17 protein-coding genes are annotated in these 22,728 nt (G+C 29.4%); 12 read left to right on the top strand and 5 right to left on the bottom strand.

Going from position 1 to position 22,728, the window contains the following annotated elements; all coding sequences use genetic code 11:
• The first annotated feature begins 14 nt into the window (after positions 1-14).
• From ACAG39_10140 to ACAG39_10090, 11 genes are all read left to right on the top strand, one after another.
• Positions 15-2,918 (top strand): extracellular solute-binding protein, encoded by a 2,904-nt coding sequence (locus tag ACAG39_10140; GenBank protein ID MEZ0537590.1) that lies wholly within the window; start codon positions 15-17, stop codon positions 2,916-2,918.
• A gap of 48 nt (positions 2,919-2,966) precedes the next feature.
• The gene (locus tag ACAG39_10135; GenBank protein ID MEZ0537589.1) at positions 2,967-3,818 is read left to right on the top strand and encodes a carbohydrate ABC transporter permease; all 852 of its coding nucleotides are present in this window, start codon (positions 2,967-2,969) and stop codon (positions 3,816-3,818) included.
• Positions 3,819-3,829: 11 nt separating this feature from the next.
• The gene (locus ACAG39_10130; GenBank protein MEZ0537588.1) at positions 3,830-4,702 is read left to right on the top strand and encodes a carbohydrate ABC transporter permease; all 873 of its coding nucleotides are present in this window, start codon (positions 3,830-3,832) and stop codon (positions 4,700-4,702) included.
• Positions 4,703-4,721: 19 nt separating this feature from the next.
• Positions 4,722-6,770 (top strand): YIP1 family protein, encoded by a 2,049-nt coding sequence (locus ACAG39_10125; protein ID MEZ0537587.1) that lies wholly within the window; start codon positions 4,722-4,724, stop codon positions 6,768-6,770.
• The gene (locus ACAG39_10120) at positions 6,760-9,042 is read left to right on the top strand and encodes a DUF5696 domain-containing protein (GenBank protein ID MEZ0537586.1); all 2,283 of its coding nucleotides are present in this window, start codon (positions 6,760-6,762) and stop codon (positions 9,040-9,042) included. The genes ACAG39_10125 and ACAG39_10120 overlap by 11 nt, the downstream gene beginning before the upstream one ends.
• Positions 9,039-9,932, top strand: a complete 894-nt coding sequence (locus ACAG39_10115; protein ID MEZ0537585.1) for a carbohydrate ABC transporter permease — start codon at positions 9,039-9,041, stop codon at positions 9,930-9,932. The genes ACAG39_10120 and ACAG39_10115 overlap by 4 nt, the downstream gene beginning before the upstream one ends.
• Positions 9,929-10,852, top strand: coding sequence for a carbohydrate ABC transporter permease (locus ACAG39_10110; GenBank protein ID MEZ0537584.1), 924 nt, complete (start codon positions 9,929-9,931; stop codon positions 10,850-10,852). The genes ACAG39_10115 and ACAG39_10110 overlap by 4 nt, the downstream gene beginning before the upstream one ends.
• Before the next feature lie 59 nt (positions 10,853-10,911).
• Entirely contained in the window at positions 10,912-12,255 is a 1,344-nt protein-coding gene (locus ACAG39_10105; protein ID MEZ0537583.1) for a glycoside hydrolase family 30 beta sandwich domain-containing protein, read from the top strand.
• 121 nt (positions 12,256-12,376) lie between these two features.
• Positions 12,377-13,306, top strand: a complete 930-nt coding sequence (gene rbsK / locus ACAG39_10100; GenBank protein MEZ0537582.1) for a ribokinase — start codon at positions 12,377-12,379, stop codon at positions 13,304-13,306.
• A gap of 79 nt (positions 13,307-13,385) precedes the next feature.
• Entirely contained in the window at positions 13,386-14,777 is a 1,392-nt protein-coding gene (locus ACAG39_10095; protein MEZ0537581.1) for an ADP-ribosylglycohydrolase family protein, read from the top strand.
• A 35-nt stretch (positions 14,778-14,812) separates the two neighbouring features.
• Positions 14,813-15,586, top strand: coding sequence for a family 16 glycosylhydrolase (locus ACAG39_10090; GenBank protein MEZ0537580.1), 774 nt, complete (start codon positions 14,813-14,815; stop codon positions 15,584-15,586).
• A gap of 190 nt (positions 15,587-15,776) precedes the next feature.
• Here ACAG39_10090 and ACAG39_10085 read toward each other — a convergent pair whose 3' ends face one another.
• The 5 genes from ACAG39_10085 to ACAG39_10065 all read right to left on the bottom strand — a co-directional run bounded on the left by ACAG39_10085 (position 15,777) and on the right by ACAG39_10065 (position 21,067).
• On the bottom strand, positions 15,777-16,631 hold the full coding sequence (locus ACAG39_10085; protein MEZ0537579.1) for an AraC family transcriptional regulator: 855 nt from the start codon (positions 16,629-16,631) through the stop codon (positions 15,777-15,779).
• A gap of 120 nt (positions 16,632-16,751) precedes the next feature.
• Positions 16,752-17,471 (bottom strand): glucosamine-6-phosphate deaminase, encoded by a 720-nt coding sequence (locus ACAG39_10080; GenBank protein ID MEZ0537578.1) that lies wholly within the window; start codon positions 17,469-17,471, stop codon positions 16,752-16,754.
• Positions 17,472-17,502: 31 nt separating this feature from the next.
• A complete protein-coding gene (locus ACAG39_10075; protein ID MEZ0537577.1) occupies positions 17,503-18,777 on the bottom strand; it encodes an alpha-glucosidase/alpha-galactosidase in 1,275 nt (424 codons plus the stop codon).
• A gap of 49 nt (positions 18,778-18,826) precedes the next feature.
• Positions 18,827-19,930, bottom strand: coding sequence for a PfkB family carbohydrate kinase (locus ACAG39_10070; GenBank protein MEZ0537576.1), 1,104 nt, complete (start codon positions 19,928-19,930; stop codon positions 18,827-18,829).
• Between the two features lie 21 nt (positions 19,931-19,951).
• Positions 19,952-21,067 carry an ROK family protein gene (locus ACAG39_10065; GenBank protein ID MEZ0537575.1) on the bottom strand — a complete coding sequence of 372 codons (1,116 nt, stop codon included), beginning with the start codon at positions 21,065-21,067 and terminating at the stop codon, positions 19,952-19,954.
• Between the two features lie 151 nt (positions 21,068-21,218).
• Between ACAG39_10065 and ACAG39_10060 the strand changes: the two genes are divergently transcribed.
• A complete protein-coding gene (locus ACAG39_10060; protein ID MEZ0537574.1) occupies positions 21,219-22,514 on the top strand; it encodes a PHP domain-containing protein in 1,296 nt (431 codons plus the stop codon).
• Positions 22,515-22,728: the final 214 nt, after the last annotated feature.

Here is a 22,728-nt window from a genome sequence, read left to right as displayed (position 1 = left end):
GTGAGGTTGAAAAAATGAAATATAAAATTGATATCAAAAAAGGAATATTAATAATATTAATTATCGTTTCTTTACTTCTTACTGTTACCTTCTTTTTAGGTTTTGCTACATATAGGTCACAAATTAAACAAACTAATAAACAAATACTTTTAAATACACAGGTTAATATTCCAAAAATTAATATCACTGATAGCAAAGTGGTTGATTTAAAACCTCAAAATAACCAATATGTAGAAAAAGATGGGGCTATCTATTTAACTAAAAATCAGGAGATTAGCTTTAACTTTAATGTAGCTGATAAAGGGGAATACTATGTTTTTTATGAATACAAAATATTAGGTAATAAGCTAAATAATAGCCTACTTGAACTCAATGAAAATAATAAGAATACATATATTGTATATGTTAATAATTACGTTGTTGATTCTACAAAAAAATTTGATGTTGATAGATATGGCAATGAGATTCCACCAGAACAGAAAACTATTAATCAGTTTGTCACTGATTTTATGAAAGACAACAAAAGAATAAATGCACTTCCTATAACATTAAAATTGGAAAAAGGGAGTCATCAAATAGTATTAAAAAACATTGGAGAAGATATTCTTTTAAAGCAATTAAAGTTAGTTAAAAAAGAAAAGAAGATAGATTATAAAGAATACATAAAAACAATTTCTAATATTCCTGACAAGCAAAAAACTTTAGAAATAATTGAAGCTGAGAGTTATGTAGCAAAATCAGACTGGATAATTAATTTAGGAAATGAACAGAGTATTTCTGTTAATCCATATAATATTAAAACCAAAAAGATTAACATAATTGATGGTCAAACATTTAAGACACCTGGTCAAACAATTATATGGGAATTTAATGTTCCACAAGATGGATATTATAATATAGCTTTTAGATATATGCAGAATATAAATAAGGGCATGGCTGTTTTCAGAAATATAAAAATAGATGGAGAAGTACCCTTTGCTGAACTTGATAACTATCCTTTTAAATATACAGGCTATAAATGGACAGATAAAATTATAAGTGATCCAAAAAATAATCCTTATATGATTTATTTGAATAAAGGGACTCACTATATAAGCCTTGAAGTAGATGCTGCAAAGATAACAGGCTTAATTAATCAACTACTTGATATAACACATAAAATCCAAGCATTAGGAATGGATATTAAAAAGCTTGTTGGAAATAACCAAGATCCTAATAGAACTTGGGACATAAAAGAATATATGCCTAATATAGTTAGTGATTTAAATAAGTGGGCTGACTTACTTGATAATCAATATAGATTTTTAAGGACTATGACTGATAGTGCAAAATCCCCATTTTTGCTTGATCTAAAGATTTCTTCTGATCAACTTAGAAGAATTGCTACTGAACCAGAAAAAATTCCTTACAAACTGGATGAGCTAAGTGAAGGATCATCATCAGTTGCCCAAAGATTAGGTGATTTAATAAATAAATTAAAAGAACAACCGATGTCAATCGATCGAATTTATGTTTTCAAGAATACTAAATTACCTAAGCAAAAATCTACATTTGCTTTGTCGGTATATGAAGAGATTGCACGTTTATATTATTCTTTAATAAACAAAAATGATTCTTATGGAATATATAGCAATGATAAACAGGATAATCAACTAAAGATTTGGGTTAATAGACCAATACAATATGTAGAAACACTACAATATTTAATAGATACTGATTTTACAAAAAAGACAGGAATAAAAGCAAGGCTTTCTGTAATGCCAAATGAACAGAAGCTAATTTTAGCAAATGCCGCTCAAAAGAGTCCTGATATAGCACTTGGAATTAGCAACTGGATACCATTTGAGTTGGCATTAAGAGGGATTGCATATGATCTTAGAGAATATAAAGATTTTCTTTCATACATCAAAAAGGATTATAATCTTGAAACATTAGTTCCATTTTTAATTGGAGACAAGATATATGGTGTTACAGAAACTCAGGATTTTTATGTTCTATTTTATAGAAAAGATATTTTAGATAAGCTGAATATTCCTGTACCTAATACATGGGAAGATGTAAAAGAAATATTACCTGAACTACAGAGGTATGGTATGAATTTCTATTTACCTCTATGTTCAAGTGCTACAAAATATTTTTATACAACTGCACCATATATATTCCAGACTGGAGGGCAGCTATATACAAAAGATGGATTAAAAACAGCAATAAACACTCAGAATTCAGTAAAAGGCTTTGAATTAATGACTGAATTATTTACAATATATGGTATTCCTGAACAGGTTGCTAATTTTTATAACGACTTTAGATATGGCAAAATTCCTATAGGTGTATCTAATTTCGCAACTTATATTACATTAATGAATGCAGCAAGTGAGCTTTCTGGCCTTTGGGATATAGCTCCTTCTCCTGGGGTAAAAAACTCAAATGGTCAAATTGTTAGATATCAAGTTGCGAGTGATAGGTCAGATGTTGTATTTAATACATCAAATAAAAAGAAGGAAGCTTGGGAATTCTTAAAATGGTGGTTATCTAAAGATACCCAAGTTAAGTATGCAAATATGCTTATAACAAGGTATGGACCGTTATATCTTTGGAACACTGCTAATTTGAATGCTTTTAAAGAGTTATATTTGATTGATAATAAACATAAAAATGTTATATTGGAACAATGGAAATGGACAAAAGAAATACCAAGGCATCCAGGGGGATATATGTCAGAAAGAGAAATAAGCAACATATGGAACAATGTGGTTATAAATGGTGATAACCTAAGAACTGCCATTGATAAATCAAGCATAATAATAAACAGAGAACTTGAAAGAAAATTAACAGAATTTGGTTATATTAAAAATGGAAAAGTTATAAAGCCATATACTATATACTCAATTGATGAGTTGAAAAATTGGGGTGAATAAAAATTGAAAAAAGTTAATGACTTAGCTAATAGATTTTCTCATTGGATAATGTTATCTCCTTATTTAATTCTTTTTTTTCTATTTATTGCAATGCCTGTATTCATTGCAATAGGGCTTTCATTTACTTATTTTAATACTGTCCAAACACCTAAATTTATTAACATACAGAATTATATTACATTACTTACTCGTGATGATGTTTTTATGCAAAAGGTTTTGCCAAATACAATTAAATATGCTTTGATTGTTGGCCCTGGAGGGTATATTCTTTCATTTATTTTAGCTTGGTTATTGGCACAGCTTACAAGAGTACCAAGAACAATATTTGCTTTAATTATATATTCACCATCTCTTACATCAGGTGTAACAATGGCTGTTGTATGGAGTGTTTTGTTTAATGGAGATCAAAACGGATACTTGAATAGTTTATTGATGAGAATGAATTTGATTGAAAAACCAATTCAATGGCTCCAATCACCTGACTACTTAATGACAATAATGATAATAATTTCACTTTGGAGTAGTATGGGTGTTGGCTTTTTGGCTATGCTTGCTGGTATATTAAATATTAGCGACGAACTATATGAGGCAGCATACATTGATGGTATTAGAAATAGGGTCCAAGAGATAATTTATATAACAATACCATCAATGAAACCACAAATGCTTTTTGGAGCAGTAATGTCTTTAGTAAATACATTTAATTCAAGTGGTATTGGTGTTGCTTTGACAGGCTCAAATCCTACTCCACAATATGCTGGACAGTTAATTACAAACCATATAGAGGATTTCGGTTTCATAAGATATGAGATGGGTTATGCTGCTGCTGTATCAACTGTATTATTATTGATAATCTATTTAGCTTCAAAAGTTGCATGGAAGCTATTTAGAGATGATTAGGAGGGATAATAATGGCAAGATTTACTACCGGAACTAATCCAAGGCATTTTCATAGAAGTCAGATTAAGTTTTACGTAATATTAACACCAATATCTTTATTTATGATACTTCCAATTATATTTATTATTTCACATGCATTAAAGCCTTTGGATGAATTGTTTTTATATCCACCAAGATTTTTTGTTAGGAAACCATCATTAGACAATTTTATAGAGCTATTTGCAGCCACAAAAAGTTCAGCAATACCTTTAAGCAGATATTTACTAAACAGTATTGTTTCTACAGCATTAGTAATATTTTTTACAATATGGGTTTCGGTCTTTGCTGGTTATGTACTTTCGAAAAAGGATTTTAATGGGAAAAATCTTATATTTTCATTAAATAACTTAGCTTTAATGTTTGTACCAACTGCAGTTACTATACCAAGATATTTAATAATAGATAAAGTTGGACTTATTGATAATATGCTTGTTAATGTTCTTCCAATTGTAGCTATGCCAGTAGGTGTATTTTTGGTTAAGCAGTTTATTGATCAAATTCCAAATGCTATGATTGACGCAGCCTGGATTGATGGGGCAAATGATTTTCAGATAGTAAAAAATGTTATTATCCCCATGGTTAAGCCAGCACTTTCAACTGTTGGTATTCTCGCATTCCAAATGGCTTGGAATAGTACAGAAGCTTCAACATTATATTTAAATAATGATAACCTAAAAACTTTTGCTTTTTATATGACTACACTTACATCAAGTACAGGTAACACAGTTGCAGGTCAGGGTATGGCTGCGGCAGCGTCCTTAATATTATTTATCCCAAATCTTGTATTGTTCATTATTATGCAATCAAGAGTAATGAATACAATGGCATACTCAGGAATTAAATAATATTTATTGGTGGTGCAAAATGAATAAAAAGAATAAGCTTAGTAAGATAATTAAAATTTTTAGTATATTCATGTTAATAATTGGACTTGTTTTACCACTTATTACATATGCCAATAATTCAACTACTCAAACTTACACATTGTCAACTGAAAATGAGTGGATAAGAACACAGGATGCATATTTAGTAAGTGGGATATTATTTCAAAGTTATGATCTTAATAAACCAGAAGATATCTGTATAAGAAATGATAAATTGTATATTGCTGATACAGGAAACAGCAGAATTGTAATATATGATAGATCAAATGGAGCAATAAAAACAATTGGGCAAGGCATACTAAAATCTCCAACAGGAGTATTTGTAAACGAAAAAGAAGATATCTATGTAGCTGATTATGGGCTAGAAAAGGTATTTATTTTTGATAAAAATGGAATAAAGATAAATGAGTTCAAAAGACCTGAATCAATACTATTTGGTAAGTATAATAGCTTTAAACCAAGGAAAGTGGCATCTGATAAAAGAGGTAATATTTATATTGTAAGTGAAGGTTCATTTGATGGAATTATTCAGTTAAATAGAACTGGAGAATTTTTAGGATATTTTGGTGCAAACAAAGTAGCTATATCATTTATTCAAGTATTACAGGATTTATTTTTTACAGAACAGCAGAAAAGCCAACTTTTTTATCGTATTCCAAGACCATATTATAATATTACAATTGATAAAAAAGGATTGATTTATACAATTACTCAGCAAGAAAAAGGGAATAGTGTAAAAAAGCATAATACATTAGGCAATAATATACTTTATTTATCAAAATCAAATGAAATGGCCGATGAAGAAAATTTTGTTGATATTGATGTAGGAAGATATGGGCAGATATATACCATTACAGAGACTGGACTAATTTATGAATATGATGAAAATGGTTCTTTGCTTTTCTCTTTTGGAGGGAGAGCTATTGCAACAGAGAGAAATGGGCTTATAACTGTTGCATCAGGAATTGCAGTAGATGAAAATGATAATGTCTTTGTACTTGACAAAGAAAGAGGAATAGTTCATGTTTATTATCCGACACAGTATGCTAACTTGATACACTCAGCTTTAAGCCTATTTTTACAAGGGAAATATAAAGAAAGCAAAAAATTATGGGAAGAAGTATTGAGGCTAAATAGCGTATCTAAGGTAGCACATAATGGTCTTGGTAAAGCTTATTTTCAAGAAGGGAACTATGAATTAGCAGCATTCCATTTCAAAATTGCTGGTAATAGAAAAGAATATTCAGAAGCATACTGGGAACTTAGAAATAATTTCTTACAGAGAAATATGTTAGTTATTGTTTTGGTATTAATATGCCTTTACTTACTAATAAAGATTTATAAGATTTTATTGTTTAAAGGCGTAATAAAAAGAAAATTTGTACTTAGAGAAAGATTGAAGAAAGCAAAGGTAATTGATGATCTTTTATACTTAAAAAATCTTATTAAGCATCCTATTGATAGTTTTTACTACATAAAAAAAGGTGAAAAAACATCAATTATTTCAGCAAGTATAATTTATATTTTATTTATTATTGTGTTTGCGTTAGATTATGCTTTTAGAGGTTTTATATTTAGCAGCGATATAAAGCAAAAAACACCATCATATATTTTAATACTTACAACATTACCACTTACTTTGTGGGTATTTTCAAATTATCTTGTAAGTTCAATTAATGATGGCGAAGGTAAGTTAAAGCATATTTATATATCTACTGCTTATTCACTTGCTCCATATATTCTATTTCAGCCATTTGTTGTTTTATTAACTTATGTATTGACTATAAATGAACAATTTATTATCAATTTTTCAAGCCAGATTTTTGTTGTATGGAGCGGGATAATAATGTTTATAGCAACAAAAGAGATTCACGATTACAACATAAGAAACACAATAAAAACAATATTATTATCGTTATTCTGGATTGTTGTAATTGTTATAACAGGTTCCATTATATATATGCTGTGGGATCAAGTTATCGGTTTTGTCTACAGCATATTCAAAGAGGTGATTTATCGTGTTTACTAAAAAGAAAGTAATTTCTTTAATATTATTAATATCATTGTTTTCAACTATTTTTCAGTACTCTATATTTGCCAATATTTCAGCGAAAAATATTGGTTTTGAAAACTTTATATCAAATAGATATACCCAGCAAGATAAAAAGGTAAATATAAAGAATAGGCTGGATTTAAAAGGATATAAAAAGATTTTAGAAAACAATGTGCTTGAGGTGTGGCATAAGGAAGATAATGCTTCTATACGAATTGTTGATAAAAGGTCTGGATATATATGGGGTGGTTTAAAAGAAGAGAAACCAGAAGATATGAATACCACATGGGCAGGTGTGGGCAATTCTCTTCTCACAATTGAATACTTTGATTATAATGGTTTATTAAAAACCAAAAGTATTGCCCCAAGAAGCGTAGACAAAGAATATAAAATCGAAAAGAATAAACTTATATATCATGTAAATTTTAAAAGTCAAGATATACAGCTTGATTTTGAAATGTCACTTAATAATAACTCAATTACATTTAAAGTTTTAAACAGCCACATAAAAGAAGGTGATGAATACAAATTAGCATCTATCTATTTCTTTCCTTTTTTAGGATCAACAAGAATGGAAGAAATTGAGGGATATATGTTTGTACCTGATGGTTGTGGAGCCTTAATAAGATTTTCAAAACCAGCCCATTATCTTACAAACTTTGAAAAAAGAATATATGGAAAGGATTATGGCATAGATAATCTTTTCGCAGTAAATGACTTAAAATCCAACAGACCTAACGACTTTATCGTAGAAGAACCCAATGTTGTTATGCCTGTATTTGGCGTTGTTCATGGTGCAAATAACCATGGTGTTTTCGCATATATACAAAGTGGTGCTGAATATAGTTCAATTGTTGCTTATCCAAGTGGACTTATGACTAACTACAATTGGGTTTCAAATAAGTTTATATATAGGCAAAAATACATGCAACCAACAAGTAAAAGCGGTTCTGGTATTCAAGTTGCCCAAAAAAACAGAAATAAATTTGATGCTCAAATTACCTATTATTTCCTAACTGGTAATGATGCTAATTACGTTGGAATGTCAAAATTATATAGGAAGATTTTAATTGATAAAGGTGTGCTTAATAAAAAGAAAGATAATAATTCTGATATTCCAATCCATATAGAAACAATAGCTGCGGATATCAAGAAAGGTTTTATTTTTGATTCAGTAATTCCAATTACAACAACAAAAGAAATGAAAAACATAGTGAATTCACTAAATAAAAAAGGCATAAAAAATATTGATATGTCCTTATTAGGTTGGCAAAGTGGAGGAATAAATGGGCAACAGCCATCAAATTATAGTTTTGAAAAGAAGATAGGTACCAAAGAAGATCTACTTGAATTGCAAAGACAGTTATCTATGATAGGTGGTAATTTATTCTTTACTGAAAATTTTGTTACTTTGAATGAGAAGCAAATTAACCTAAAAAAAGAAGGCGGAATAAATCTATCTCAAGCATTAATCTATGAAGAAAGGGACAATAAAAACCTATGGTTTTATAGAACCTATTTTATGAATATTGGACTTGTTTCAAAGTATTTGTCAGACAGGTTAGCACTCTATAAAAAAGATTCAATTATGAACATTGCATTAAAAGACTATGGATATAGATTGTATAGTGAAAATAAAAGAGGATTTGAAATAACAAGAAATAAAGCTGTTGAGTTACTTACAGCAACTCTCTCGAAAGCTAAAAAAACTTTAAATAATATAGCTATGTACAAAGCTAATGAGTATGTGTGGAAATATACAGATAAAATTTTTGATGCTCCTATGGTTAACAGTCAATATCTTTTTGAGACAGACACTGTACCATTTCTTCAATTAACATTAAAAGGATATATTGACTATTTTACACCATACATCAATTTAAGTTTTTATGCGAGGGAGGATATTTTAAAAGCAATTGAATATGGGGCATACCCATCATTTATAGTATCTGGAATTGATAATTTTGAACTTAAAGATACAGCACTTAATGAGATTTATTCTACAAAGTTTTCAAATTGGTATAACCAAATTGTAGAAACATACAATGAAATAAATAAGGCTTTAAAACCTGTAAAAAATCAAGAAATTGTAGACAGAAATGTATTAGAGCAAGGAATTGTGAAGGTAGACTACAAGAACGGCTATTCAATTATAGTTAATTATACTCAAAAAGCATTTAAATATAAAAACTTAATTGTCCCTGCAAAAGGTTGGCGACTTGTAAAAGAAGGAGTAGATAAACAATGAAAAGAAAGAAATATTTTAATAATGGAAAGTTAACAATAGCAGGTCGTAATATTTTTTGGGGTTATTTGTTTATACTACCCTGGATTATAGGTTTTTTAGTATTTACAGTATTTCCATTTGTATTTTCTATATATTTAAGTCTTAATAATATAAACTTTAATATTGATGGAATTCAAACTAAATTTGTAGGTCTTCAGTATTATAAATACGCTTTTCAAGTTGATACAGAATTTCCACTTAATTTTACAAGTAGCATTATAAATATAGTACTATCAGTACCTCTTGTAGTGATTTTTTCATTAATTATTTCAATTATTTTAAATAAAAACTTCAAAGCAAGAGGTATCTTTAGAGCCATTTTCTTTTTACCTGTAATAATAATAAGTGGACCTGTTGTATCAGAACTTATGAGCAATAATGCTTCAAAGATAGTAGATCCAAGCAGATATTTTATATACAAATTTATTGCGACATTGCCAAAAAGTATTAATACTCCTTTTTTATATATCTTTGATAACTTAGTACTTATATTATGGTTTTCAGGTGTTCAAATATTATTTTTCTTAGCGGGTCTACAAAAAATAAGCAATGATATATATGAGGCAGCAAGTATAGATGGAGCAAATAGTTGGGTTACATTTTGGAAGATTACTCTCCCAATAATAAAACCATTTATCTTAGTTAATGCAGTATATACAATTGTAGATTTAGCATCTTTCCCTAATAATGTAATTAATACAAGTATAACTAATCATATGTTTGATATTGATAAGGTTTATAGCTATTCGGCATCACTTTCATGGATATACTTTATAGCTGTTTTAGCTATAATAGGGGTTACATTCTTTCTTTTAAGAGAAAGAGAGCCAAGGAGGACATTAAATAGATGAAAAATGTAAACTTAGAAAAAACAATTGCCTACACTAGAAAACATTATGTAAATATTCTTTCAAAAACTATAATTTATGCATTGCTCATAGGAATTGGGTATGCATATCTATATCCATTATTTTTTATGATTTCATCAAGTTTAATGAGTATTGATGACCTTGTAAGTCCTATTGTTTCATGGATTCCAAGATCAATTTACCTTGATAATTATGAAATTGCTTGGAAAGTATTAGATGCAAATAAAGCTTTATTTCAGAGTATTTTTATGGCTGGGCTGCCTGCTATTTTACAAACAGTTGCTACAGCACTTGTAGGATATGGACTTGCAAGATTTGAATTCCCGCTTAAAAAATTATGGTTATTTTTGGTTGTCGCAACATTTTTGATACCAGCACAGGTAACAGTAATACCTAAATATATGCTTTTTGATAGGCTTAAAATTGTAGGAACACCGCTTGCATCTTTTCTTCCTGCAATTGCAGGACAAGGTATTAAAAGCTCTATTTTTGTATTGATGTTTTACAATTTCTTCAAAATGATGCCTAAAGCTTTTGATGAAGCAGCAGAAATTGATGGAGCAGGAAGTCTCCAGATTTTCTTCAGAATAGCACTACCAACTGCAGTGCCAGCTATTGTTGTTGCCTTTATATTTTCTTTTGTTTGGTATTGGAATGAAACATATATCTCTGGTTTATTCTTTGGAGATAAGATTAGAACTCTACCATTAAAGCTAAGAGACTTTGTAAGTCAATATCAAAGCATGTATCCTACAGAGGATGGAAGCACTGAAAATAGGATTAATGAAGGTATACGAATGGCAGGTACATTTATTACTATACTTCCTTTATTAATAATGTATCTTGTTTTACAAAAACAGTTTGTTGAGAGCATTGAAAAATCAGGTATCACTGGTGAATAAAAAATTATGCCAATGGGGACGGTTCTTCCTGGCACCAAATAAAGAAAGGAGAATAGCAAATGACTACTACAAAACTAAATTATTATCTAACATCAAAAAATTCAAATGATAGGCTTACATTCAAAGGTTCATTAGATAACAAACATACTAAGAATAGTAACTCAACAAAAATAATAGTAGATACCAATAAAAGATATCAAGAAATAATTGGCTTTGGAGGAGCATTAACTGAAGCAGCTTGCTACAATATCTCACTACTACCAGAAGAAAAGCAAGATGAAATATTTAAGAAGTATTTTGATAGAGAGCATGGTATAGGTTATAACCTTACACGTATTCACATCAATAGCTGTGATTTTTCAGTAAGTTCATATAGCTGTGATGATGTTGAAGGAGATGTTGAGTTAAAGCATTTTAATATTGATAGAGATATAAAAAATATTATTCCTTATGTAAAGAAGGCTTTATCTTATAACAATAAGCTTCATATATTGGCATCTCCTTGGTCACCACCTGCTTGGATGAAAACAAATGGCGAAATGGCACATGGTGGAAAACTAAAAGAAGAATATCAAAAAACTTGGGCTGAGTTTATTTGTAAGTTTATAAAGGCATATAAAGAACAGGGTATAGATGTATGGGCAGTAACAGTTCAAAATGAACCTATGGCAGTCCAAGTTTGGGAGTCATGTATCTATACTGCTGAAGAAGAAAGAGATTTTGTAAAAAATTACTTAGGCCCTACATTACATGAAAACGGTTTAGGTGATATAAAAATATATGTATGGGATCACAATAGAGATTTAGTTTATGAAAGAGCCAAAACAATACTTTCTGATAAAGAGGCAGCAAAATATGTTGAAGGTGTAGCATTTCACTGGTATGGTGGAGACCATTTTGAAGACCTTACAAGAATAAAAGAAGAATTCCCAAATGTAAATCTATTATTTACTGAAGGATGTCAAGAAGGTGGAGCAAAACCAGGTTCATGGGCATTAGGAGAAAGATATGCACATGATATTATTGGAGATCTCAATAATTACACAATTGGGTTTATTGACTGGAACATTGTATTAGATATGCAAGGAGGGCCTAATCACGTAGGCAACTTCTGTGATGCTCCTATTTTGGTTGATACTGAGGCAAAAGATTTATTTTATCAAAATGCATATTATTATTTAGGACATTTTAGCAAATTTATTGAGCCTGGTTCAGTAAGGGTGGCATCAAATTGCAACGATGATAGATTAGAAATATTCGCATGCGAAAGAAATGATGGGAAAAGGGTAATTGTTATTTTAAATAGAACAGAACAAGATATTGATTTTGAACTTGAGCTTGACAATAATCTTTTTGAAAGTAAAATTCCATCGCATTCCATAATGACATTAATATCTGACTAATAATAAAAAGGGCTGACACATTTAGTGGATAGCCCTTTTTGTTCTGGAATTTATTGATAGTTTTGATAATATAAATCAGTTAAATTTATAAAATGTAACATATATGGAGGTTCATCAGTAAATGAAGAAAATATGTGTTATAGGAAGTTTAAATATTGATATTGTTACATCTATTGAAGGGCTTCCTAAGATTGGGGAAACCATATTTAGCAAAACATTTGATGTTTTTGTTGGCGGTGGTAAGGGAGCTAATCAGGCAGTTGCACTTGGTAAACTTGGTGCTGATGTCAGAATGGTAGGTAGATTAGGTAGTCTTTTTTATGGACCAGAATATTTAGAAGTGCTAAAAAAATACAATATAAAATGTGATACTGTAGAGATATTAGAAGATATCTATCCGGGGATAGCAGTGGTAACTGTTGTTTCAGGAGGTAATAATATGATATATGTATACCCTGGAGCAAATCAAATGGTTAATGAAGAGTATATAGACAAAATATGGAATAAAATAACTGAATGTGATATATTCCTATTTCAAATGGAAATACCGTTAGGTACTACTTTATATACTATAAAAAAATTAAAACAATTGGAGAAGACTATTATTCTTGATCCAGCACCTGCTGTAGTGTGGCGTGATGAAATTTTGAGTTATGTTGACTATATTACACCTAATGAAGTAGAACTTGCAACTTTAGCACAAACACCTATATTAATAAGGCCTGAAGATTATTATACAGCAGGGCAGAAATTGATTGAAAAAGGTGCAAACATTGTTATTGCTAAAGCAGGGGAAAAGGGTTCCTTCATTATTGGTGAAAACATTTTTGAACATATACCTGCTTTTAAAGTAAAACCAATAGATACTACAGCAGCAGGTGACTCATTTAATGCAGGTTTTGCATATGCTTTAGCAAATGGAACAGATAATTTATTTGATTGTGTAAGATTTGCTAATGCAGTAGGTGCTTTATCAACAACAGCCATAGGAGCTCAAACTGCAATGCCAACATTGGAGAAAGTTTATGAGTTTTTAAATAGCTATAAATAATCAAAAACAATTTTAATAAATTAAGGCAATTATATAATTAATTAGAATAAAAGTTTAAAAATTTATAGGAGGATTAACTATGGCAGGTTGGGTATCTTTAAGGGAACTTCTAAAATATGAAATTATACAAAAAAAGGAAGAAGGATATGATGTAACAGGTATTGAAGAAAAGCTCATGAATACTTGTGAAGAGAATGAACAAGACCTTATGAAAATATATGATGAGCTCAAAAATGCAAAAAAAATTGATAATTCTTTTTTTGAGCCTTCTGACATTGAAACTATAAAAAGCTTAAGGCCAAATGGACCTAGAAGATTGGAAATATTAGATGATGATGGGAGTCTTAAAAATAAATTCTATGGTGCATGGCTTGGAAGATGTGTAGGATGTGCATTAGGGAAACCTTTAGAAGCAATGGATTTTATGGAGGGGAATTCAAAAAATCCTGGTTGGAAAAATGTTATGCTTTGGTTTAAAGGTGCTGATGCATGGCCAATAAAAGGTTATACTCCATCATATTCAAAAGCCCAAGATGAATATGGTTTGAAATTGGCAATATGGAATAAGTTAAGCCTAAGAGAAAACATAAAATTTATGGAAACTGATGATGATATAAGATATACAGTTCTTGGACTCTCGTTATTAGAAGAAAAAGGGTTGAACTGGGACACATGGGATTTAGGTAAATACTGGCACCGAAAACTACCATACGGAAGTGTTTGCACTGCTGAAACACAGGCTTATTATAATTTTTGCAGTGTAACTAGTTACCTCGAATGGGAAAAGCCTGCTGATTGGCAAAAGAAAATAGAATGGGTAAGAACACATTTAAATCCATATAGAGAATGGATTGGAGCCCAAATAAGAGTAGATGCTTATGCATATGCTGCAGCAGGAAATCCAGAATTAGCTGCCGAACTTGCATGGAGAGATGCTTCATTTTCTCATGTTAAAAATGGTATTTATGGTGCAATGTTTATAAGTGCAATTATTGCTGCTGCTTTTGTTGAAAAAGACCCAATTAAACTTGTGGAAATAGGTTTGAGTGAAATTCCTAATGATTGCAGATTATCGAGAGATATTAAAAAGGCAATGCAAATTGCTCAGAAGGCCAAGGACCAAGAAGAACTTGTTAGTTCAATTTGGGATAACTTTAATCATTATCATTGTGTACACACTATTAATAATGCTGCTTTATGCGTTGCTGCTATAATATTTGGAGATGGTGATTTTGAAAAAGCTGTCACCACTGCTGTTCTTGGAGGATGGGATACAGATTGTAATGGTGCAACCGTAGGATCAATAATGGGAGCAATGGTTGGTGCATCAAACATACCTGAATACTGGATTTCTCCACTAAATGATACATTGTATTCAGAAATTCCTGGTTTTCATCCAATAAAAATATCAGAGTGCGCAGAAAGAAGCTATAATGTTTATAAAAAATTAAATAATGAAGTAAATTATTAAAACATTTACTATTAATTTAATGGGAGGATGAACTTATGATAAATAAGAAAGATAAACAAGAAAAATGGGAATTAATATTTTTTGATGATTTCAATGATAATGAGTTAGATAGATCAAAATGGAATGTAATTGATGCAGGCGGTGGTTTTGGTAATAATGAACTTCAATACTATGCTGATAGGCTTGAAAATGTAAAAGTAGAAAATAGCAATTTAATTATTACTGCAATAAAAGAAAATACAAAATATAATGAAACGTATGATTATACTTCTGGTAAACTTACAACACAAGATAAATTTTATTTTACTTATGGTAAGGTAGAGGTAAAAGCTAAACTACCTAAGACACAAGGTATTTGGCCTGCTATATGGATGATGCCACAGGATTTGAATAAATATGGTGAATGGCCAAGTTGTGGAGAAATAGATATTATGGAGTTGTTAGGGCAAGAACCTAATACGGTATATGGAACAATACATTATGGGAATCCACATACCTACAATGGAAGTTCATATACATTAGAACAAGGGGATTTTTCGCAAGATTATCATATATTTTCAATAGAATGGGAACCTGGAGAGATTAGATGGTATGTTGATGGTGTACACTATTTAACCAGAACAGATTGGTTTACAAAAGACGAAAATGGAAGAATATATAAAGATCATCCAGCTCCTTTCGATAGAGATTTTTATTTAATATTGAATGTTGCTGTTGGAGGTAATTGGCCTGGTTATCCTGATAGTACAACAATTTTTCCTCAGCAGATGTTAGTAGACTATGTTAAAGTTTATAAAAAAATAGATTAGAATATAAGGCTGATTAAAAACTTAATATTATTTTATATTTGGTGCTGTATATAGTAAAATAAATACAAAATACTAATAATTATAAAATGTATGAGGGTGTTCTACTTATCTATGATATGCATGCCTTATTAAACATTTTTTAGCTGTCTACTATAAGGTAAGCATATCACACTATTGAGGCACCCTCATTTTATTTTCTGCATTCAGTAGGTGTTATTCCAGTCCATTTTTTAAATGAAATATTAAAACTTGTTACCGAATTAAATCCTACCTCATATGCTATTTCTGTTACTGACAAATTTGAATTTCCGAGTAACTCTAAAGCTTTTTGTATCCTAAGCTTTGTTAAATAATCCAAAGGAGTTAAACCCATTGTAGTTTTAAATATATAACAAAAATGAGATTTACTTAAGTTACATATTTTGGATAGCTGTTCAACGTGAATAGGATGATTATAATTATTTTGCATATGATCTAATGCCTTCTTGATTTTTTCATAGTTTTCTTTATGAAGTTCAATATTAGCATTAATATTATTTTTTCTATAATATCTAATAAAATAGGACAAGAGTTGGAGCAATAAAGCTTTTATCATCGGTTTATAGCCTTTTTCTTTTGTATAATATTCATTTTCAATTTCCTTGATAATCTCAACAGTTTTAATTGCAATATCATCATCATAACTAATTTTATTGAAGGCTCCTTGGCTACTTATGTAAAATGGTTTCAGATACTCATTATTATATAAATCTTGGTTTCCACCCCATATAAATGATGAAGGGAATACCAACGCAAGTATATTTAAATCTCCTGCACTCCATGCGAAATGAGGGTCAGAACTATTTATGATAAAAATATCACCTGGTAAAATAAAGTATTTTTTATCTTTAATATAATAAAGTCCATGACCTGATTTTATATAATTTATCTCAAAGTAATCATGAAAATGATAGTTAGGTACATCGCTATTTTCTGGATATAATTCATAAAGTGAAAAAGGAAAATCATTTAATAAGAATAAATCTTCTTTAACAATTTCAGGCAAAGCAAATGCCCCCTCAACTTTTTGCAAGTATTAAAGTTAATTATATCATTTAGTTAAGTAATTTATAAAATATTTTAACAAAAAAGACTGGATCCATTTTGGAACCAGCCTGAGGGATAATTAAATTAACATTGCAGCATCTTTATCAAGATACAAAGAGCAGTTAGATAGATTTTTTAAATAGCTAGCAGGGAGGAGGAAATTAGGTTCCGAATCTAAAAGCTTCTTTACAATTTCAGCCTTATTTTTTGAGCTAACTGCTAAAATAACTTGTTTTGCTTCTTTAATATGAAGAAAACCCATTGTTATACCATAAGACAGAGTAGTTTCTTTATTGAAATATTTCTGTCCAACAATTTTAGTTGTGTTGTCTAATTCGACAATATGAGAATATTTATCAAATGAAACACCCGGCTCATTTAATCCAATATGCCCATTCATTCCTAATCCTAAGAGCATAAAATCGATAGGGCCGTTATCTTTTAAATAGCTATCAATCTTGTTGCATTCATTTTGAAGATTTGCTTTACCATCATAAAAGACAATATTTTCATTGTTAATTTTCAACGGTATAAAAAGATTATTATACATAAAGTCAATACAACTGCCATCATCACCTTTGCCTAATCCAGCCCATTCATCAAGGCTTACAAAGATGCATTTATCAAATGAAACATAACCTTCATTGGATAATTTTATCATTTCTTCAAATATTCCTAATGATGTATGCCCAGCAGCCAGGCAGAGGATAGCATTTGGTTTATTTTTCACTATATTTGCAATTATTATTGCTATTTGTTTTGATAGTTCATGATAACTTTCAAAAATCTTTATGTCCACAAATTTTCCGCCTTTCATTAAAAGTAATCAATTATATACAATTTCTTATATATGCTTTATTAATCTCCCAAAGTTCATCAAGAGTTTTTATTGCAGCATCAATACTATTTATAACAGGGTCACACAATAGAGCTTGTAAAGCAATCTCTTTAGATCCCTGAACTGCTGCTTCAACTGACAACTGTTGGGGCCCAACCTGCATATTTAAAAGACTTTTAATAGCCAATGGTAGTTCACCTATGTGCATCTTATGAATTCCAGTAGCATCTGTAATAATTGGTACTTCAACAGCAATATCATCAGGTAGGTTTGTGATACAGCCATCATTGTATACAATTGCTGACTCAATAAATCTTCTTTTATTAAAGAAAATAGATGTTATAACTTCAACTGCTTTTTCTCCTGATTTTGTTAGAATAGGTTTTACATCTAATTCGCCAGATATTATTTTTGCAATCTCTTCAGCCATCCTAATTCTTTCCTGTGCATCCCATTCGAAATTATAACCATGTTCTCCTGCTTCATAACCATAAGCTTGATACTCTCCAAGGTGATCATCAGAAGGTGTTGGATAATAGCCAAAGTATCTGAATATCCTTCTTGAATAAGGATTAAATTTTGGATCAAATGTTTTTTCTTTTTCTCTAAACAATGGATATAGATCTTCTCCAGTTTCTTTATCTCTAATCTCTAAAATCCACTGGAAGTGATTCATACCTGCACCAAGTACTTCAATACTTTCAGCAGGACGTCCTAATATCTTTGCAATATCGTGTTGTGCCATAAATATTCCATGACAAAGGCCAATGCATTTTATTTTGGAATACTTATTAACTGCTAATACTATTCTTGTTTCAGGATTTGAAAAGTTTAAAAAGTATGCATCAGGGCACAATTCTTCCATATCTTTTACAATGTCCATAATAACAGGGATGGTTCTCATACCAAAAAACAAAGCTCCAGGTCCACCGTTTTCTCCTAAACAGTGTCTAATACCATATTTTTTAGGAACAAAAAAGTCATGCTTCCAAAGTTCGCAACGTTCAATAGCTATGCTATTGATTACAAAGTTAGCTCCTTTTAAAACATCTCTTCTTTCTGTTGTTTTTTCAATTTTAATTCCCATACCTGTAACTTCATTCATTTTTACAGCTAAATTGTACATTCTCTCTAAATTAACAGGATCAATATCAACAAGTGATAAAGTTGCACCAGCTAACATTGGTTCAGTAAAAATATCTCTAAAAGTTGACATACCAAAAGACATACTTCCAGCACCAATAAAAACTATCTTTGGAGTTTTCATAATAAACATCCTTTCTTAAATATATTTATTAACTTAATTAAATAATTGCTTATATTAATATTTCATTTTGTATGAAGCTTACTAAATCATCTAAACTCGGACTATAACCATTTTTTACATAAAAACTTGCAGTGAGTGAGGCTACTAATAGGCATTCAGATAAATTTAAACCCAAGAGTAAAGCAATACAAAAGCCAGCGTTAAAATTATCTCCTCCACCTGTAGTTATGCTTGGATTTTCTATAATTAAATTATCAAACTTTACGAAATATCTATTGCTAAAGACCATACAATCTTTATAAAAATGAAATAATAAGCAGTAGACTCCTAAAGTATCCATAATCTTGCTTGCTATTTCTTCAAGAGATTGTCTCCTATCAATATCTAAAGCATTACATAAATCTTTAAGTTCGTTTTCATTTAAGCTAATGATTACATTAAACTTTTTGTGTAACTTTGATATAACCTTTATAAGATCTCTTACTTGATTTTTGTTCTTTCTACTGAAATTAGAAAAATCAATAAAAATGTATTTATTATTATTAATATGAGCTAAAATGTTTTCATAAAGATTATTCCATATATCTGTTGAAAAAGGCAATTCACCCCAATTTAAAAGGCAAATAAGATCACTTTTTCCATAATATGATTTTAATTTATCAGTTCCAACTCTATCCTCAATTAAATCCCAACTAAGATTATTTATACCATTATTCATTGCTAACATTACTTTACCATCCAAAAATTCAAGTGCTAAGCTTGTACCAGGGTTTTCTACTGATACAAGGTTACATTTTGAAGCAAGTTCTAAAAATTGAGGGTGAATTTCTGGATATCCAAATGCACCTATACAAGTAACATTTGTGCCCAATTCATATAATGCATTTCCAAATATTGCAGTATTTCCACCAATTTTTGAGCTAAACTCTTTGAGCTCAATAGAACAACTTTTACCTGAATGATATAATAAATAGTGTCCTAATTCGCTAATCTCTGAAAAATAATTTTCAACTTTTAAGCTATTTCCTTTTTTAATTGGACGCAAAATAACATCAATAAAACCATCAAAGCCTAAAGTTACATTAAATTGTTTTAAAATGTCTTTATTATACTTTAGTTTGTCTACTATACTATTAATTAAATCAATGTTCAAAAATAACACCTCAATTTTTTATTAATCTGCTAATAAAATATCAATTGAATTAATTCGAGCAATTGTAGCAACACCAACTAATGTAGGAAAATCTGATTTTTGCCTTTCAATTAATATATTATTCAAACAGAATTTATTAGTATATTCTTCTAATTTATTAAAGAAAGGTTTTTTTAACATATTAGGAAGATCCCCGCCAACAATAAATGTTTCAATATCAAGCACTGAAGCTATATTAGCAATACATAAAGCTGTATATGATGTAACCTGATCTAAAATTATCTGTATTTGGTTGTTATGAGATTCATTAACAGATAGATTACATACTGTATTAAAATCAATTTGTTTTTCTAACCAACCTCTGTCTTCTTTAACAGTTTGCGAATTCTTATCAAAAATCATATAACCAACTTCACCAGCAGCATATCTAGTGCCTTTATACAATGATTTGTTTAGTATTATTCCAGCACCTACACCATTACCTATAGTAAGGTATACAAGATGATTATAAGAATTTTTATTTCTTAAATTAAATTCTCCAACTGCAGCAGCATTAACATCATTTTCTATATAAATGGGTAGGTTGAAGTAATCTGACAGAGACTTTATTTCATGACTTATATTTACTTGTTTAGTTATGCCAATAGCTGGAGCGACATTAATTATATATTCATCAGAGTTTACTACCCCTGGTATTCCAATACCAACACTTAATATTTTTGAAATGTCTATGTTATATTCTTTTATCAAGTTTTCAATATAGAATTTTAAATCTGATTTTAATATATCAATAAAACTAGAGCTTATCTGAATTTTATTGATACCTTTTATTTCACCCTTTAGATCTACTATACCTAAAATAATATATTCATTTTGAAAATCTATTCCAATTGTATACGATGCTTCAGGATTAAATTTTAAAAGTAAAGGTTTCCTACCTAAATCAGATTCACCTTCTCCAATTTCGAATAATATATTTTTTTTCATCATATGTGATGTAATTTTTAATATTGTTGGTGCAGAAATTCCTGTTATTCTGGAAACTTCAGCTCGAGAAAGTGTTTCTTTTTCTTCAAAAATCTGATATACTGTTCTTCTATTCATATCTTTTAAATGAGATGCAACATACTGCTTCATTAACTTTCCACCTAATATAATTAATTAAATTAATTAAATAATAAAATAACAAAATTTAAATGTCAATATATAAATATTACTTATAGTATTATATAATTATAGTATAATTAATTTATTAAACTAATTAATTATTTTAAGGAGGAAAGCTATTATGAGCTTTATTGATAACTTTGAAGTATGGCCAAAAATAGTTTTAGCAGATAAATATTCTAACATATTTATAAAAGATAAATATAATCAAGGATTTATAAAAGACAGTAAGGAATTTGATATTTATTATTATCCTTTAGAAAGATATTCTCCTTTAGGTGAATATAGGTATGCAGAAAAAAGGACTATAAAAGCTAATAATAATATACTTTCAATAAATCAATTTTTTAAAAGTGAACAGGAACATATTATTGAGATAAGAGAAAAGGACTCTAATCATTCTTTCTTAAAGGTTAATGTATATTCTTTACATAAAGATTTATTTGATTTAAGACCTTATAAAGGTGATTTACATATGCATTCATATTATTCAGATGGACAAGAATCACCTGAATTTGTAGCAGCTTCATGCAGAAAAATAGGTTTAGATTTTATGGCTATAACAGATCATGGTTTGTATGCACCTTCAGTTCAAGCACAGAACTATTTTAAAGATTTAGATTTAGATTTTTTGATATGTCTTGGTGAAGAAGTACACCCAGAAAATAACCCAGTTCATATAATAAACTTTGGCGGTAATTTTAGTATAAATGAAGAAATGATTAATAATAAAGAAAAATACTATGAAGAAGTAAACAAGATAAAAGAAAGATTACCAGAAATACATGACGAGGATGCAAAATATCAATGTGCATCATGTCTGTGGGTTTTTGATAAAATAAGAAAAGCAAATGGCCTTGGTATATTCTGCCATCCATATTGGCTTGTTAATGAAGGATATTATATTTCTGATACTGTTATATCATATATGTTAGAAAATCAGCCATATGATGCTCTTGAACTCATAGGTGGATATTATAAAAGTGAAGCAAATAGTAATATATTGCAAGTTGCTAGATACTATGAAGAGAGATCAAAAGGGAAAAGTATTCCTATTGTTGGAGTAAGTGATTCACATGGGTGTCAAAATGGAAATCTTTTTGGGTGGTATTATACTATTGTATTTTCTCAAAATTTACAGCAAGAAAGTATTATAAATAATATCAAAAACTTAAATAGTGTGGCTGTTGAAGCTCTTCCAGGTGAAACAGTTAGAGTTTATGGTCCATTTAGATTAGTAAAATATTCATTATTCTTATTAAGAGAAATATTACCTAAACATGATAAATTATGCTCTAATGAAGGTAAACTAATGTTAGATTATCTATCAGGCGATAAGAAATCTTTAGAAAGATTGAAAAATTCAAAAGGACAAATAGAGAGGTTATATTGTAATCTGTGGGCTAAGTCAGAATAATAATTACCATTAATTAAAAAGTTAATATAAATTAATTAAAGAGGCTGCCAAATAAATAGTGATTCAGCCTCTTTTTTAATGTTTTTCACTGAATTTACAATTATTCAAAAATTGCATTTACAGTAGATGTTTTCTATTAATTTTGCTACAAAATGAACTATATTAATCTATTTAAATAATGTTTTGCTATAATTTAAATATATAATGATGAAAT

The organism is Caldicellulosiruptoraceae bacterium PP1 (assembly GCA_041320695.1).
Taxonomy (GTDB): domain Bacteria; phylum Bacillota; class Thermoanaerobacteria; order Caldicellulosiruptorales; family Caldicellulosiruptoraceae; genus JBGGOQ01.
Note: the sequence above shows the minus strand (reverse complement) of the source record. Positions and strands in the feature narration are given on the sequence as shown.